Consider the following 15,705-nt stretch of genomic DNA (forward strand, 5'->3'; position numbering starts at 1 on the left):
GATGCTGATGCGGATGCGGATGCTGATGCTGATGCTGATGCTGATGCGGATGCCGATGCCGATGCCGATGCTGATGCTGATGCTGATGCTGATGCTGACTTGATTGATGAACTTACTATTGTGGCGGATGCCAATGTTGACGGTATTATTAATGCGTCTGAACTTGGTGCTGACCGTACAGTGGCAGTGCAGGTTGGGTTAGGTGCAGATGCTCAGGTAGGAAATATAATCACCGTTAATGGTGCTTATTACACTGTGAATGCAGATGATCTGGTCAATGGATTTATTACTGCTGAACTAACAGCGCCTACCGATGGTGAGCTGGAAATTAATGTAACTGCCTCTAATGGCAATGGCGCAACAGACAGCCTAACTGGTTCAGTGACTGTAGATACAGTGGCAAATGTTGTTGGTGCCATCACAGTCCTGGCCGATGACAACGCCGATGGAATCCTCAACGCTGCTGAAATTGGCCTGGATGGACTGGCTGAAGTACAAGTAGCGCTAGGTGCAGATGCGGAGGCGGGTGGCGTCATTACGGTGAATGGACAGGATTACACCATTAGTGCAGATGATATGACCAATGGTTTTATCAATGTAGAAGTGGCTGCTGCTACCGATGGCGATTTGGCTATTAACGTCAGTGCAACTGATGCAGACGGTAATACTAATACCGCGGATACCACAGTGACCGTAGACACTACACCAAGCGACATTATTGGTAATATCAGTATTACAGGTGATATAGATGACAATAATGTGATTAGTGCCAATGAAATTGATGCACAAGGCAATATCGAAGTAGAGATTGGCTTGGGTGCTGAAACTGAAGCGGGTGACATCATTAATGTGAATGGCACTGATTATGTGGTTGATGCTGATGATCTGACAGCAGGCAGTATTACTGCCGATGTCGCTGTTGATGCAGATGGCACGCTGGCCATTGATGTGACAGCCACAGATGGTGAAGGTAATACCAGCACTTCCACCAGCAGTATTGTTGTGGATACCACGCCACGTGACCTGTTGAATGGTATAAGTGTAGTGGCTGACATCAATACGGATGCCCTGTTAAATGCCACTGAAATTGGTGATGATGGCTTGATTGATGTTCAGGTTGGACTGGGCACAGAAGCAGCAAAAGGTACTGTGATTACTGTCAATGGTACTGATTATAACGTTGATGCCGATGACCTAACCAACGGCTATATTGTTGCTAGCGTTGATGCCGGTACGCAGGGTGACCTGACGATTGATGTTAGCGCAATTGATACGGAAGGCAATACCGCAATTGATACTGTTACCCTTACCGTGGATACCACACCCCGAAACATTGTAGGTGAGCTTAGCGTTATAGCGGATATCAATGCCGATAATCTGCTGAATGCCGGTGAAATTGGTGATGACGGTCTGGTGAATGTACGCGTTAACCTTGGGCCGGACGCTGCCATTGGTAATACCATTACGGTTAATGGTATCGATTACACGATTGATGCCGATGATCTGGATAATGGTTTCATTACTGCTGCAGTGGATGCAACCACTGAAGGTGATCTTGAAATTACTGCCAGTATTACTGATGCTGAAGGCAACATTGATACAGGCAGTACCACAGTGACAGTAGACACTGTGGTCGATGACCTGTTGGGCGATGTCAGTATCATCGCTGATATAAATGGTGATGGTGTCATTAATGCTGATGAAGCGGGCAGCGGTTCAATTGCCGTACAGGTTGGCCTAGGGGAGGATGCGATTGCTGGTACAGTCGTGAGCGTTAATGGCACAGACTACACCGTCAATGCAACTGACCTGACCAACGGTTATATTGTTGCCGAGGTTGATGCCAGCGAACAAGGTCCACTGGATATCAATATTGCAGCAACTGATACCGATGGCAATGTAGCCACTGATGCCACTGCCGTGGTTGTGGACACTGTCTTGCCACAAGTCCCTGCATTAACACTTGCAGGCCTGATCGACAGTGGAATCTTGGGTGATAATATCACCAATGATAATACATTTACGCTGGCACTCAGTGCTGACCCTGAAGATGGGGCAACCGTTACCTATCAAGTTTCAACTGATGGAGGAGTTAGCTGGACAGATACCGATACAGCACAAACTGGATTGGTGGATGGTAATTACCAGTTCCGTGCAGTGGTTACTGATGAAGCTGGTAATGTGGCCACCGGTGCAGCAGTAAGTGTTGGTATTGATACCATATTACCGGAAATTCCAGGCGCACTGGCCTTTAGCGCGGATAACAGTGTACTGCTGGGTGAAGGCGAAGCAGGAACAACGCTACAGGTTCGGGATGCCGATACCAACGAACTGATGGCAACCACTACAGTGAATGAAAATGGCCAGTATGCCGCAGTTTATACTGCCGGGTTTGCAGGGCGTAGCCTGAGACTGGTTGCTATTGATGCAGCAGGTAATAGTTCAGATACCGGAAATACCGATCCGGTTGAAGGCACTAATGGACTGGTGACTGTGGTGCAAAATGCAGTGGCTAACCTGAGTGATGATTCTGGTATTGTACCAACCTCAACACTGGTCAACAATCTGGCAGATCCAAGCACTGGCACATTAAGTGGCCTGACCGGCATTGTGGAGCAGCTCACTGACACAGACCAGCCAGTACTGGGTTCCATTACCGAGCTGGTAGATACGCTAACCGCAGCCAACACCGGTGGTGATGAAAATCTGGGTGCGCTGATTAACACCCTGAATGCCGTGGCTGGCTTCCTGGGAAGCAGTGATCCTGATGCGATTGCAGCCGCTACAGAAAACCTTGACATCCTGCTGGGTGCAGGCGATGGCACCACGGTGATATCAGATGTCCTTAATGATACAGTGGCTGGTGGTAACCAGATTGTCTCTGACTTGCTGGGTGGTTCCATTGGCATCAATATTGATGCAGGTGGTCTGGATGAACTGGTCAATACAGCGGGGCTAGGCGATGTGGTGAATGGCCTTACAGGCGTACTAAACCCGATATTAACTGGTTTGAGCATTCCACTACAGCTACTGGGCATTAACCTGAATCTGGCCGATATTACCAATGGTCTGGTGACTGCAGTAGACAACCTGCTTTCTGGTGAAGAGGTGATTCAAAACGGAGTGGCTCAGGCAACAGGCGTGCTGGATGACGTTGCTGCGGGCTTGCTGAGTGATGGTGCCCTGCTGGATGAGCTAATCGATGTACTGGGCCTTGATGGCCTGGGTGGTGTGGTCAATACGCTCGTTGGCAGTGTACTCAGCCCAATTGTTAATAGCGTGGTTGATCTGGCCAATGGTGATGGTATCCTGTTGCCACCAAACCCCGGTCCTGGCAATTCGACTACCTTGCTGGATGAGTTGTCCACCATTGTGAATGACCTGACTGGCGGTGATGACACCAATCTGATTCCTGTGAGCAATCTGCTGGATAATGTCATTCGCAATGATGATTTTGTGATTGGCGATATTGTCAACTCACTTAACGACCTGACCAATACTGATGATGGTGCGCTGGGTGTGCTGACCCAGCTAATTCAAGACCTGTATAACAGTGATGTTACAGGACTTGAAGACCTGACACAGGGTCTGGGCGGCCTGCTGAATGGCTTACTGGATCAGACTGTAGAGCCACTAATTGATGGTGTCTTTGGCAGCATGCAGCCGCTACCTGATACGGCTGGTGATGACATTCTGGTGAGTGGTTTAACCAACGAAACCTTTGTGGGTGGCGATGGTTCGGATAGCCTCATCTATATGCTACTGAGTGACAGCGATAATGCAGGTGGCAATGGTAGCGATACCTGGCGCGATTTCCATGTCGGAAATACGGCCACTGACAGTCAGGCAGACCAGATTGATATTGGCGAGCTATTGGTGGATTACAATGGTGATGGCTCGGCAGCTTCGCTGGATGCCTATATCACTGTGACACAAAATGGTGCCAATACCGTACTGAGCATTGATCGCGATGGTGATGGCGGTGTGCATGCCAGTACAGATTTGCTCACCTTAACCAATGTGAATGTTGATCTGGATACGCTGCTGGCCAACCAGCAAATTTTAATCTAGCACTGGCCTGGTAAAAGCCAATAAAAAAGAGGACTGTCATAGTCCTCTTTTTTGATTTATTTTTTAAAATAAAAGCATCTAAATAAAAGAAATTAAGCTAAAAAAGTCTTAGCCAGTAGGGAGCGCTAGGCTGGATTTCACCATGTCGCCCAAACCTTGTTTAATCAGGTAATGCTCCAGCCAGCTTTTAATCACTGGCGCGCTGTCCATCTTAAGCACTTCGTGCAATAAACTCTTGGCATCGGCGAGCGGCACATGGCTTAAGGTCTTGCGAATGCGCAAAATATTGCTTGAGCTCATCGATAGCACATTAAAGCCCATGGCCATCATCAAAATGGCTGTGGTGGGTTCACCGGCCATTTCACCACAAATACTAATTGGCTTGTTTAAGTGATGCGCCTCACGCACCAGAAAATTCAGTGCCCGCAGCACGGCTGGATGATAGCTGGAGTACAGCCCGGCCACGCGTGGATTATTGCGGTCAACGGCCAGTAAATACTGGGTAAGGTCGTTGGAACCCACTGAGAAAAAGTCGACCAGTTCTGCCAGATCACGCATTTGCAGCAGAATACTGGGCACTTCAATCATCACGCCCACCTTGGGCACGGCGATTTTAACCTGTTCTTCTTCCTGTACCTCAGCCAGCGAGCGATACAGCAGATACAGTGCTTCTTCAACTTCAGTGACGCTGGTCACCATGGGCAGCAAAATATGCAGATTATTCAGACCTATACTGGCTTTTAGCATCGCCCGAATCTGTGAAGAAAAAATCTCTGGATGATCCAGGGTAAAGCGAATGCCACGCCAGCCCAGCGCCGAGTTTTCTTCCTTAATACTAAAATAGGGAAGGTCTTTGTCAGCACCAATATCCAGCGTGCGCATCACCACCGGTTTATTGGCAAAATGGCTCAGTTGCTGACGATAAATAATGCGCTGTTCTTCTTCACCGGGAAAACGCTCACGCAGCATAAACGGAATTTCACTGCGGTACAGGCCAACGCCCTGCGCCCCACGTTGCACACCGCGCACCACATCAATCATCAGGCCGGTATTGACATACAGGGTTACCGGATGGCCATCGGGTGTAATGGTTTCGCGGTTTTCATAACTTTTTAAATCTTTGGCGGCCTGTTGTTCTTCTTTTTGAATTTCCTTGTAACGCTGGCGCAGGCGACGAATCGGATGCACAAAAATGCGGCCCTGATGCGCATCGACAATCATTTCAGCATCATCCAGCGCGGTGACCGGCAGTTCAGTCACGCCCACCACCGTCGGAATCCCCAGCGCACGGGCTACAATCACCATGTGCGAGTTGGCAGCGCCTTCGGTGGTCACAATAGCAGCAATATGATTCAGTGGCATTTCTACCAGCGCTGCCGTTGTAATTTCCTCGCCAATTAAAATGCTGTCTTCATTAAATTCGCGGTGCTGGTCATCGGCAGTTTGCAGGCGTGCCAGAATGCGGCGGCCCAGATCGCGAATGTCAGACACCCGTTCGCGCAGGTATTCATCTTCCATCTGGGCAAAGTGAGCAGTATGGCTTTCAATCACCTTGCGCACTGCACCCTGCGCCCAGTTACCGCCACGAATCAAGGCATTGATTTCTGCGGGCAGGGCATTGTCATCCAGCATGCGCAAATACACGCTAAACAAGGCCCGCTCTTCTGCCATCAGCGATTCCTGCATCTTGGCATCCAGCTCGCGGATATCCTGCCGTACAGCAATAATCGCCTGCTTAACCAGTTCGAGCTCTTCGGTAATGTCGTCAGCCTGACGATCCGGCACGGCATCAAGATCAGCCGGTGGATAAAATACCACGGCACGGCCAATGGCAACGCCGCCCGCACCGGGCACGCCCTGAAACGTTTTTGAGGACTTGGCCAAACTGGGCTTACGGAATACATCAACCTGACCCACTGCATGCGCATGCGCAATGGCACCGGACAACTGTGCGCACAGCGTGACCAGAAAGGATTCAGCCGCTTCGGTATAAGCACGGCGTTCACGGTTTTGCACCACCATCACACCCATCACCTTGCGGCGGTACATGATGGGCACGCCCAGAAACGACTTATAGAGTTCTTCACCGGTTTCGGGCAGGTAGCGAAAGCGCGGATGGCTGGCCGCATCCTCAAGGTTGACGATTTCCTCACGCTGGCCGACCAGACCCACTAGGCCTTCACCGGTTGCCAGTGACACCACGCCTACCGATTCAATATTCAGGCCCTTGGACGCCATCAGCACGTAACGCTGATTGCGCTCATCCAGCAGGTACACCGAGCAGACTTCCGAACCCATGGCCTCGGCCACCTGTTCCACCATTACTTCCAGTGCTTCATGCAGGCTGGCAGCCGCATCGACCTCCTGGACGATACGCCTTAATGTTTCCAGCTGCATTGCCGACATGCTTATTCTCCGTATTTGCGCACTGGCTTGTTAGTACTATATCTTAATGATAAACAATTTGAATGATTAAACAGATTTAAAGGTTACCTGTTTTAAAAAGCAGGAGCTATTTTAAAGCTCCTTGCTTCTCAATGGATTAAGGGCTTTTCCCGGCAGGCGACGGCACAGTTCAATCATGGCCTTGCGATACACATCACGCTTAAAGGCAACCACCTGCGTGAGCGGATACCAGTAACTCACCCACGTCCACTGGTCAAACTCTGCCGGGGCACAGGCATCCAGCCGGATCAGTTGCTGCGAGGCCTTAAGCTGCAACAAAAACCACTTTTGTTTTTGGCCAATACAGACAGGATTGCTGTCCTGCCGGACATAGCGATGTGGCAAACGATAGCGCAACCAACCCCGGGTTTGCGCCAGTATTTGGACATGATCGGGAAGTAGTCCGACTTCTTCCCAAAGCTCACGATAAACGGCCTGTTCGGGTGTTTCACCGAACTGAATGCCACCCTGAGGGAACTGCCATGCATTGTGGCCAATTCGCTTGGCCCACAACACCTGTCCATCTTCGTTTGCCAATATGATCCCGACATTGGGCCGGAAACCTTCGGAGTCGATCATTTGGCGTACCTTAATTTTGTTAAATGCATTTCCTTGATTTTTGGGATTTGGCCTTCACACAAATCATCACATGAGAAATCAAAGAATAAGCAATGAAATTTGCTATGATCTTACCGAATTTCTGGCCTATAGCGGTGAGAGATTTACATTTTTTTGTGAGCAAATTATCAAAAGTAGGGGTTGGGGGATGAAGCTGGCGTTATTTGATCTGGATCATACATTGCTGAACATTGATTCGGATCATGCATGGGGCGAATTTCTGATTCATAAGCAACTGGTGGATGAAGCCCGGCACCGTGCCCGTAATGATCAGTTTTATCAGGATTATCAGGCTGGTACGCTGGATGCGGTGGCCTACAATGAGTTTGTATTTGAATTTTTAAGCCGCCATGACATGGATTATTTAAAAACCATTCATGCTGAATTTATGCAGCAGGTTATTTTGCCAGCCATGCGACCCAAGGGAATGGCTGCCATTTTGCAGCATCAGCAGGCGGGACATCAGATTGTGATTATTACGGCCACCAATAGCTTTGTGACACGCCCGATTGCTGATGCGTTTGGCGTGGCTGATCTAATTGCCAGCCAGCCCGAAATTTGTGATGAGCGCTATACCGGACGCTTGCAGGGCGAACCCTGTTTTCAAGCCGGCAAGCTGCATCACTTGAAGCAGTGGCTGGCAGAACGTGGTGCAGAAATTGAAGAAAGCTGGGGCTATTCTGATTCGTTTAACGATCGCTTCCTGCTGGAATTTGTGGATCATCCCGTGGCGGTAAATCCCGATACCCGCTTGCATGCCCATGCCTTGGCGCATGTCTGGCCAGTGGAAGACTGGTCAATTTAGGGTGTGGCCTGACACAGCGTAATCAATGCCATGGCTGCCCGTGATTGCGTACGTGCCGGATGACTTACCATGCCCAGCTCACGGCTTAAGGCCAGCGGTAAATCCAGCGCCACCAGCTCGTGATTAATCAGGGTACTGGGCAATACCGACCAGCCGAGGCCAATTGACACCAGCATCCGAATAGACTCCAGCGGATTGGTGCTCATGTTGGCCTGTGGTTTTAGCCCCAATTGTTCGAACGCCTGCAAGGTAATCTGGCTGGTATAGGTGTGCGCTGCGGGCAGCAGGCAGGGATAATTTACCAAATCTTCCAGCGTCAGGTTTTGCTGCTGCGCCAAGCCGTGAAATGGGGCTACCACAAATTGCAGCGCATCCTGCCATAGCGGCTGGTAATTTAGCCGTGCATCAAACTGCGGTGGCAGGGTTAAAAACGCCAGCTCCAGTTCGCCACTGAGTACCGCCTGATGTGCCTGTTCGGAATCCACAAAATGCACATCCAGTTGCACTTCCGGATATTGCTGCACATATTGCTTTAAAATGGATGGCAAGTGATGCAGGCCAATATGGTGGCTGGTGCCAATACGCAAAATACCGCCAATCCGGTTTTGTGCATGGCTTAAGGCGTGTTTGATGTCTTCATATTCCAACAGCCAGTGCTTCACGCGTGGTAACAGCTCATACGCGGCCTGTGTCGGCTGGATACCGCGTCCAGCTGGCTCAAACAGGCGTACGCCCAGTTCTTCTTCCAGACTTTTCAAGCGCTTGGTAATGGCAGGTTGGGTGAGAAACAGCTTTTCGGCAGCTAAGGATACCGAGCCAGTTTGCATCACCGCCAGAAAAGCATCAAAGTTGGACAGGTTCATGTCGGTGATTTCCGGTATTCTTTAGTCAAAAAAGCATAAGTTATTTTTGGATAATCTCAAAATAGGGCAAATAACAGGAAAAGAGGCTATAGATGAGCTTGAGCAAGTAAAAAATACCTATCAATGTATTGCTGAGTGGCTTGAAATACCCATAGTGCAGGAAAATAAAAAGATGTTTATTGAAGATAGTGAAAAAACAGAGCTATGGTATATGTAGATGAGTTAAATTTTTATACGAGAATTATAGGATTAAACTACAAGCATTCGGAAAAATACCAAATTAGAGATTGAAAGTATTTCTAACCTTTTAACACGAATTTTTAAACACATTCCAAAAAGTTTTTTAAATCATAAAAATGATAAATTAGTTTTATTTAAAAATTTCCCTATAATAAGCTTATAGCAAATTCTTACCCAGCATTGGCGAGGCAAATAACATGGCCGGTAAAACACTTTACGACAAATTATGGGATGACCATTTGGTCAAGCAGCGCGACGATGGTTCGTGTCTGATTTATATTGATCGACAGTTACTGCATGAAGTAACCAGTCCACAGGCATTTGAAGGCCTGCAACTGGCTGGCCGCAAGCCATGGCGTCTGGATGCCAACATTGCCACGCCGGATCATAACGTGCCGACTGACAAGGCCGAACGTGCTGAAGGCATTAGCGGTATTAAGGACGATACCTCGCGTATTCAGGTCAAAACCTTGGATGAAAACTGTAAGGCGTTTGATATTGTTGAGTTTGATATCAATGACGTGCGTCAGGGCATTGTGCATGTGGTTGGCCCGGAGCAGGGTTTAACCTTACCTGGTATGACCGTGGTGTGTGGTGATTCGCATACGGCTACACACGGTGCCTTTGGTTGTCTGGCACATGGTATTGGCACATCCGAAGTGGAACATGTGTTGGCGACCCAGTGTTTGATTCAAAAGAAATCCAAAAACATGCTGATTCGTGTGGATGGCGTGCTGGGTGATGGGGTTACGCCAAAAGACGTGGTGCTGGCCATTATTGCCAAGATTGGTACAGCGGGCGGCACAGGCTATGCGATTGAGTTTGGTGGTCAGGTGTTCCGTGACATGTCGATGGAAGGCCGCATGACGGTATGCAATATGGCCATTGAAGCTGGCGCGCGCGTGGGCATGGTGGCAGTAGATGATAAAACCATTGCCTATGTCAAAGACAAGCCGCATGCCCCCAAAGCCGAGCAGTGGGATCAGGCCGTTGCCTACTGGAACACCCTGCATTCGGATGATTACGCGCTGTTTGATGCCGTGGTTGAGATTGATGGTGCCAGCATTGAGCCACAAGTATCGTGGGGCACTTCGCCTGAAATGGTGATTCCAGTCACACAGTCCGTGCCAACCCTTGCGCAAGCCAAGGATGAGGTACAACGCAACGACTGGACGCGGGCTTACCAATATATGGGTTTAAGCGCAGGTCAAGCGTTAAGTGATATTCCACTGGATCGGGTGTTTATTGGTTCATGCACTAATTCACGCATTGAGGATTTACGTGCGGCGGCTGAGGTGATTAAAGGTCGCAAGGTTGCTGCAAGTATTAAGCAGGCCATGGTGGTGCCGGGTTCTGGTTTGGTGAAACAACAAGCTGAAGCAGAAGGGCTGGACAAGGTATTTTTGGCTGCTGGTTTTCAGTGGCGCGAACCGGGTTGCTCGATGTGCTTGGCCATGAACGCCGACAAGCTGCAACCGGGTGAACATTGTGCCTCTACCTCAAATCGCAACTTTGAGGGTCGTCAGGGTAATGGCGGGCGCACCCATCTGGTCAGTCCAGCGATGGCGGCGGCGGCGGCACTGGCCGGTCATTTTGTTGACGTGCGTCATTTTTGAGATCGCTTTATTTCTAAAAACCCTAAATCCCCTGATAAAGGGGACTTAAAATTCTTGTGATTTTTTAGGAAAAAAACATGAAACCTTATACCGTTGAACAAGGTTTGGCAGCGCCATTGGATCGTGCCAATGTCGATACCGACCTGATTATCCCCAAGCAGTTTTTAAAGTCCATCAAACGTACTGGCTTTGGTGCCAACTTGTTTGATGAGTTGCGTTATCTAGATGAAGGTTATCTGGGGCTGGACAATGACAAACGCCCCAAAAATCCTGATTTTGTGCTGAATCAACCGCGTTATCAAGGGGCAACTGTATTGTTGGCGCGTACCAATTTTGGCTGTGGTTCCAGCCGTGAACATGCACCATGGGCACTGGAAGAATATGGTTTTAGAACCGTAATTGCGCCCAGTTTTGCCGACATTTTCTTTAATAACTGCTTTAAAAATGGCATGTTACCGGTAATTTTACCGGAAGAAACGGTTGACCAGCTATTTAATGAATGTCAGGCGCAAGACGGCTATCAGCTCACGGTAGACCTGCCTGCTCAGGTAGTCCGCACATCTAATGGCCAGGAGTTTGCCTTTAGCATCGATGAATTCCGCAAGCATTGCCTGATTAATGGTCTGGATGACATTGGTTTAACCTTGCAGGATAGTGCGGTGATTTCCGAGTTTGAGAGCAGGGCACAGCAATCGCGTCCCTGGGTTTTTAATAGCCTGCGACCTTAAGACCCGTAGATTGGAAGTGCGCAATAAGGCAATCTAAGGTATAGTTGATCGGTTTATACTTTCATTTTTAAGTATTCACCAGACACTATTTTGGTTCGGGTACATTGGGTTACACCCATTGATGGAGCACTTGGTTGCCATGTACAAAGCGGGTTTAACAGGTTTTGCAGTAGGGCTGTTGTGCGCAAGTCTGGTGGGATGCCAGCTGGCGCCAAAATCAACAAAAACATCAGGTATGTCTCCACCACCGCGCCTTTCTGCGGCCAAGGTTGAGGTGCTGGAAAGCCCGCCACCCAAAGGGTTAGTGGGCTTGCACTGTTCTGGTGGGGTTGGTTGTGAATTTGCCCAGCTCAACAATATTGTGGTGATCAATGAAGCCACCCGGCAGCCAACTGATGCGGCAATTCATGCCTCGATTGTGCGGTTTGAAGACAACAGCCTGACTACTGGACAGGCTAACCGCTATTTTATTGCCATGCGTCCGGGCCGTAATGAAATCAAGGTGCGTTTTTATCCGGTCACACCCGACCGTGCTGAAAACTTTGCCCTGATTCATGATTTTCGTGCAGACCGCAATTATCGCCTGAATATGTTCCGGCAGCGTAGTGCAGACGCCGCTTCCAGCTTGCTGAATGCCGCAACGCCAGATCCGCTATGCGTTGACTTACTGGAAAATGACAAGGTACTGCGCCGCTTTTGTCGTCCGTTTGATCCGACAACTGGAATGGGTGAATTTCTGGAGCAGCGGGTAGGCAATTAAGGACAGTTATGTGCGCGCACGGCTAAACCTGAAACTCTAAAAGGAATGCGGCAAAGGCTAGATTCCTGATTTTTACATAGGTTTTTATACAGGCGTTTTATATCAAGCCGTAGTCTTGATGCGTTCGTAGGCGGCTGGATATATCGCTAATAAATTGATGAGTGGAATAAGACAATGTCAAAGCAGATTTTAATTTTGGCGGGTGATGGAATTGGCCCGGAAATCATGTCAGCAGCGGAGCATGTGCTCGGTGTGGTGAATGAGAAATTCAGTCTGGGGTTAAGCTGGGAGCATGGCCTGCTGGGTGGTTGTGCCATTGATGCGCATGGCGTACCGCTACCCGATGTCACGCTGGAAGCGGCTAAAAAAGCTGATGCGGTACTATTGGGCGCAGTGGGCGGGCCAAAGTGGGACACCATTGAGCGCTCCATCCGTCCAGAGCGTGGCTTGCTCAAAATCCGTAGCGAACTGAACCTGTTTGCCAATTTGCGTCCAGCCATTTTGTATCCGCAACTGGCCGATGCCTCAAGCCTAAAACCTGAAATTGTGGCAGGTCTGGATATCCTGATTGTCCGTGAACTGACTGGCGGTATTTACTTTGGCCAGCCGCGTGGCATTCGCACACTGGAAAACGGTGAAAAGCAGGGCTACAACACCGATGTGTATAGTGAGTCTGAAATCAAGCGCATTGCCAAAGTTGCTTTTGACATGGCTGGCCTGCGTGGTGGCAAGGTCTGTTCGGTAGACAAAGCCAATGTGCTGGAAGTCACTGAGTTGTGGAAGCAAACCGTGACTGAACTAGCGGCCAGCGAGTATCCCAATATCCAGTTGTCACACATGTATGTGGATAACGCAGCCATGCAACTGGTGCGTGCACCCAAGCAGTTTGATGTCATTGTGACTGGCAACCTGTTTGGCGATATCCTATCAGATGAAGCCGCCATGCTCACTGGTTCAATTGGTATGCTGCCGTCTGCTTCACTGGATGAAAATGGCAAGGGCATGTATGAGCCATGTCATGGTTCAGCGCCAGATATTGCAGGCAAGAATATTGCCAATCCACTGGCCACCATTTTGTCTGTGGCCATGATGCTGCGCTATACCTTCCGTGAGGAAACCGCAGCCAAAGCCATTGAAGATGCAGTGGGCAAGGTGCTGGATCAGGGGCTGCGTACCGGTGACATCATGAGTGATGGCATGACACAGGTGGGTACACAAGCCATGGGTGAGGCCGTGGTAAACGCACTGGCCTAATCTTATTTGGTATATGAAAAAGCTGATAGAAATATCAGCTTTTTTTATGCCTGCGTTTTGGCAGGAGTTTTTGAATATAATGTGAAAGCTTTAAAGGAATTTGCTTTACCTAAAAATACATTTTAAAAATAAAGCCTCATGTCATTTTTTATACAGGCTTGCTAGGGTAATAACAAATTTAAAAACAGCAAACCTCACAACGGAGAACATCATGGCAAAAATTGCATTTCTGGTGCATAACTATTTTGAACAGGTTGAGCTGACTGGCCCGCGTGAAATTCTGGAGGATCACGGCCATAGCACAGTGCTGATTGCTGCGGAAGACCAGACCGTGCAGGGCATGGAAAGTGACGTGAATAAGAAGGATGAGTTTCAGGCCGATTTGTTGCTCAAAGATGCCAACTATAAGGATTATGATGCGCTGGTACTGCCAGGCGGCACAGTCAATGCAGACAAGCTGCGGGTAAATCCAATGGCACAAAAAATGGTCAAGGATTTTTTAAATGCAGACCGTCTGGTTGCAGCGATTTGTCATGCGCCGTGGTTACTGGTTTCCAGTGGCGTGGTGGCAGGCAAGGATATTACCGCTTATGAGTCGCTTAAAGACGACCTGACCAATGCAGGAGCCAACTATCAGGATGAGCCCGTGGTGCGTGATGGCGACATTATTACCAGCCGCAAGCCGGATGACATTCCTGCGTTTGCACAGGCCATTGATGAGTTTTTTATCAAGCATGACTCCAAGTAGCCAAAGCAGCTAAAATCTTCTAAGACCACCTGAAGTATTGCTAGTGATTTAAAACGGCTGAATTAAGCAACTGAATTTATTGCTTAAACCTGATCAGTTTCGCTACTGTCGCTGCCAAATAGCGAGCGGCGCTGTTCACGCGGAATAGCAGGGCACTGGCTGGAAATCTGGTAAAGCACGTTGCCAAGGCTGGGCAGGTGCGTACCTACCACCGATTTACCTGAAGTCAGCAGTGACACACTAATGTCACGCGCCGGATCAGCCCAGCAGAAAATATTGGAAAAACCAATATGGCCAAAAGCCTGTCCGGTCATGGGGCCAAAGAGGCCAACCGGATTACTGCCCAGCATCGGACCCAGCGCATAACGCATTGGTGCCAGCAACGTACGATCCAGACTGGTGCCGGAAGTGGGCAGGGTTGCCCGGAATACGGTGCGCGGCGATAAAATCTGCTTGCCATTATAGCTGCCGCCACTCAGCAGCATTTCAAAGAAGCGGCCTGCCTGTTCAGCGCTGGTGTAAATATTGCCAGCCGGACAAATGGTTTCCATAAAGCGCGGGTCATTGGTCACATCAACGGCCAGTTGCAGGCCACCACCCAGCACGTGATTCAGGTATTTATCGGTGCCAAGGCCCGGATGCAGGCCAGTGGCGTAGTTCATGGCCACCTGATCGCGCATTTCCGGTTTTAAGCCGTAGTTAAAATAATCCATGCCCATGGGTTGTTCAATTTGCTTATGCAGGAAAGTGCGTAAGTCCTGTCCAGTCACCCGTTCAATAATTTCGCCCAGAATATAGCCCGCGGTAACCGCATGATAGGCCAGCCGGGAACCCGCAGCCGATACGGGCGCCGCCTTGTACAGCCGCTGCATGATTTCATCATGGTTAAACAACAGCTCTGGGGTAACATCGCCTTCAATCTTGGGAATGCCACCACGGTGTGCCAGCAAATGAAAAATTGTGGCACGGCGTTTGCCATTCACGCCGTATTCGGGAATGTAATAACTGACCGGGTCAAGCAGGTTAATGGCACCTTGTTCATCCAGCAAATGAATCAGCATGGCCGTGACAATCTTGGAAGCCGAAAATAGGCAGACAGGCGTGCCCGGATTGGCAACTTTTGCATCTACGGCCAGTCCTTCGGCAGAGTTGCCGTGCACATGACCCAGTGAGCGGTTCAGGATGATTTGCCCCTGCCGGCGCAGGCAAAATGTCACCAGCGGATAGTTGCCGGTTTTATACAGTGACTCAATACTGCGCCAGATTTTATTGACCTGTTTTGTGGTCATGCCACCTGCTTCAGCGGGTTGTTCATCCTGCTGGCGGATAATAGCCGATAGATTTTTGGGAACATGGCAGGTATTGGTAGACAGTAGTTTCACGTTCAACTCATCGCGTGCTGGCAATATTGGCGTTGAGTGTGCCAATGACAGGGCAAAAAGTCAGTGTCCAAAATGACAGGGTTTTGAAAACAATTTTGCAATCATGCAGCATTTACTTTAAAATATGCGACTGCTGTAGTGATGCACGGCATTCATTAAAGGTGATTGCGCAAGT

Annotated in this window: 12 protein-coding genes; 8 read left to right on the forward strand and 4 right to left on the reverse strand. The window is 49.2% G+C overall.

Annotated elements, in window-relative coordinates; all coding sequences use genetic code 11:
- Positions 1 to 4,071, forward strand: a 4,071-nt coding sequence (locus Q337_RS0115570) for a beta strand repeat-containing protein (RefSeq protein ID WP_026472373.1), incomplete at its 5' end; no start/stop codon positions are given.
- Positions 4,072 to 4,179: 108 nt separating this feature from the next.
- Here Q337_RS0115570 and ptsP read toward each other — a convergent pair.
- Together ptsP and Q337_RS0115580 are read right to left on the reverse strand one after the other, a co-directional pair.
- Positions 4,180 to 6,477, reverse strand: coding sequence for a phosphoenolpyruvate--protein phosphotransferase (gene ptsP / locus Q337_RS0115575; RefSeq protein ID WP_026472374.1), 2,298 nt, complete (start codon positions 6,475 to 6,477; stop codon positions 4,180 to 4,182).
- 111 nt (positions 6,478 to 6,588) lie between these two features.
- On the reverse strand, positions 6,589 to 7,095 hold the full coding sequence (locus Q337_RS0115580; protein ID WP_026472375.1) for an RNA pyrophosphohydrolase: 507 nt from the start codon (positions 7,093 to 7,095) through the stop codon (positions 6,589 to 6,591).
- A gap of 187 nt (positions 7,096 to 7,282) precedes the next feature.
- On the opposite strand from Q337_RS0115580, the gene Q337_RS0115585 reads away from it, so the two are divergent.
- Entirely contained in the window at positions 7,283 to 7,939 is a 657-nt protein-coding gene (locus Q337_RS0115585) for a histidinol-phosphatase (RefSeq protein WP_026472376.1), read from the forward strand.
- Here the strand turns inward: Q337_RS0115585 and Q337_RS0115590 are convergent.
- Positions 7,936 to 8,802, reverse strand: coding sequence for a LysR family transcriptional regulator (locus Q337_RS0115590; protein ID WP_026472377.1), 867 nt, complete (start codon positions 8,800 to 8,802; stop codon positions 7,936 to 7,938). The two genes, Q337_RS0115585 and Q337_RS0115590, sit on opposite strands and share 4 nt — an antisense overlap.
- A gap of 46 nt (positions 8,803 to 8,848) precedes the next feature.
- On the opposite strand from Q337_RS0115590, the gene Q337_RS18895 reads away from it, so the two are divergent.
- From Q337_RS18895 to Q337_RS0115625, 6 genes are all read left to right on the forward strand, one after another.
- Positions 8,849 to 9,019, forward strand: a complete 171-nt coding sequence (locus Q337_RS18895) for a hypothetical protein (RefSeq protein WP_156935834.1) — start codon at positions 8,849 to 8,851, stop codon at positions 9,017 to 9,019.
- A 220-nt stretch (positions 9,020 to 9,239) separates the two neighbouring features.
- Positions 9,240 to 10,658 (forward strand): 3-isopropylmalate dehydratase large subunit, encoded by a 1,419-nt coding sequence (gene leuC / locus Q337_RS0115600; protein ID WP_026472378.1) that lies wholly within the window; start codon positions 9,240 to 9,242, stop codon positions 10,656 to 10,658.
- 77 nt (positions 10,659 to 10,735) lie between these two features.
- The gene (gene leuD / locus Q337_RS0115605) at positions 10,736 to 11,386 is read left to right on the forward strand and encodes a 3-isopropylmalate dehydratase small subunit (RefSeq protein WP_026472379.1); all 651 of its coding nucleotides are present in this window, start codon (positions 10,736 to 10,738) and stop codon (positions 11,384 to 11,386) included.
- Positions 11,387 to 11,507: 121 nt separating this feature from the next.
- Entirely contained in the window at positions 11,508 to 12,146 is a 639-nt protein-coding gene (locus Q337_RS0115610) for a hypothetical protein (RefSeq protein ID WP_084494896.1), read from the forward strand.
- 174 nt (positions 12,147 to 12,320) lie between these two features.
- Positions 12,321 to 13,400, forward strand: a complete 1,080-nt coding sequence (leuB, locus tag Q337_RS0115615) for a 3-isopropylmalate dehydrogenase (RefSeq protein ID WP_026472381.1) — start codon at positions 12,321 to 12,323, stop codon at positions 13,398 to 13,400.
- 211 nt (positions 13,401 to 13,611) lie between these two features.
- Positions 13,612 to 14,148 carry a type 1 glutamine amidotransferase domain-containing protein gene (locus Q337_RS0115625; RefSeq protein WP_026472382.1) on the forward strand — a complete coding sequence of 179 codons (537 nt, stop codon included), beginning with the start codon at positions 13,612 to 13,614 and terminating at the stop codon, positions 14,146 to 14,148.
- An 83-nt stretch (positions 14,149 to 14,231) separates the two neighbouring features.
- On the opposite strand, the gene Q337_RS0115630 is transcribed toward Q337_RS0115625, so the two are convergent.
- Positions 14,232 to 15,530 carry an EstA family serine hydrolase gene (locus Q337_RS0115630; RefSeq protein WP_026472383.1) on the reverse strand — a complete coding sequence of 433 codons (1,299 nt, stop codon included), beginning with the start codon at positions 15,528 to 15,530 and terminating at the stop codon, positions 14,232 to 14,234.
- Between the last annotated feature and the right edge of the window lie 175 nt (positions 15,531 to 15,705).

The organism is Alkanindiges illinoisensis DSM 15370 (genome assembly GCF_000619845.1).
Lineage (GTDB): Bacteria > Pseudomonadota > Gammaproteobacteria > Pseudomonadales > Moraxellaceae > Alkanindiges > Alkanindiges illinoisensis.

What these genes read in the sequence shown, in the direction of transcription:
- Q337_RS0115610 (WP_084494896.1), top strand. Translation starts at nt 11,508, where the DNA reads ATGGAGCACTTGGTTGCCATGTACAAAGCGGGTTTAACAGGTTTTGCA.
- leuB (WP_026472381.1), top strand. Translation starts at nt 12,321, where the DNA reads ATGTCAAAGCAGATTTTAATTTTGGCGGGTGATGGAATTGGCCCGGAA.
- leuC (WP_026472378.1), top strand. Translation starts at nt 9,240, where the DNA reads ATGGCCGGTAAAACACTTTACGACAAATTATGGGATGACCATTTGGTC.
- Q337_RS0115585 (WP_026472376.1), top strand. Translation starts at nt 7,283, where the DNA reads ATGAAGCTGGCGTTATTTGATCTGGATCATACATTGCTGAACATTGAT.
- Q337_RS0115590 (WP_026472377.1), bottom strand. Translation starts at nt 8,802, where the DNA reads ATGAACCTGTCCAACTTTGATGCTTTTCTGGCGGTGATGCAAACTGGC.
- Q337_RS0115625 (WP_026472382.1), top strand. Translation starts at nt 13,612, where the DNA reads ATGGCAAAAATTGCATTTCTGGTGCATAACTATTTTGAACAGGTTGAG.
- Q337_RS0115580 (WP_026472375.1), bottom strand. Translation starts at nt 7,095, where the DNA reads ATGATCGACTCCGAAGGTTTCCGGCCCAATGTCGGGATCATATTGGCA.
- leuD (WP_026472379.1), top strand. Translation starts at nt 10,736, where the DNA reads ATGAAACCTTATACCGTTGAACAAGGTTTGGCAGCGCCATTGGATCGT.
- ptsP (WP_026472374.1), bottom strand. Translation starts at nt 6,477, where the DNA reads ATGTCGGCAATGCAGCTGGAAACATTAAGGCGTATCGTCCAGGAGGTC.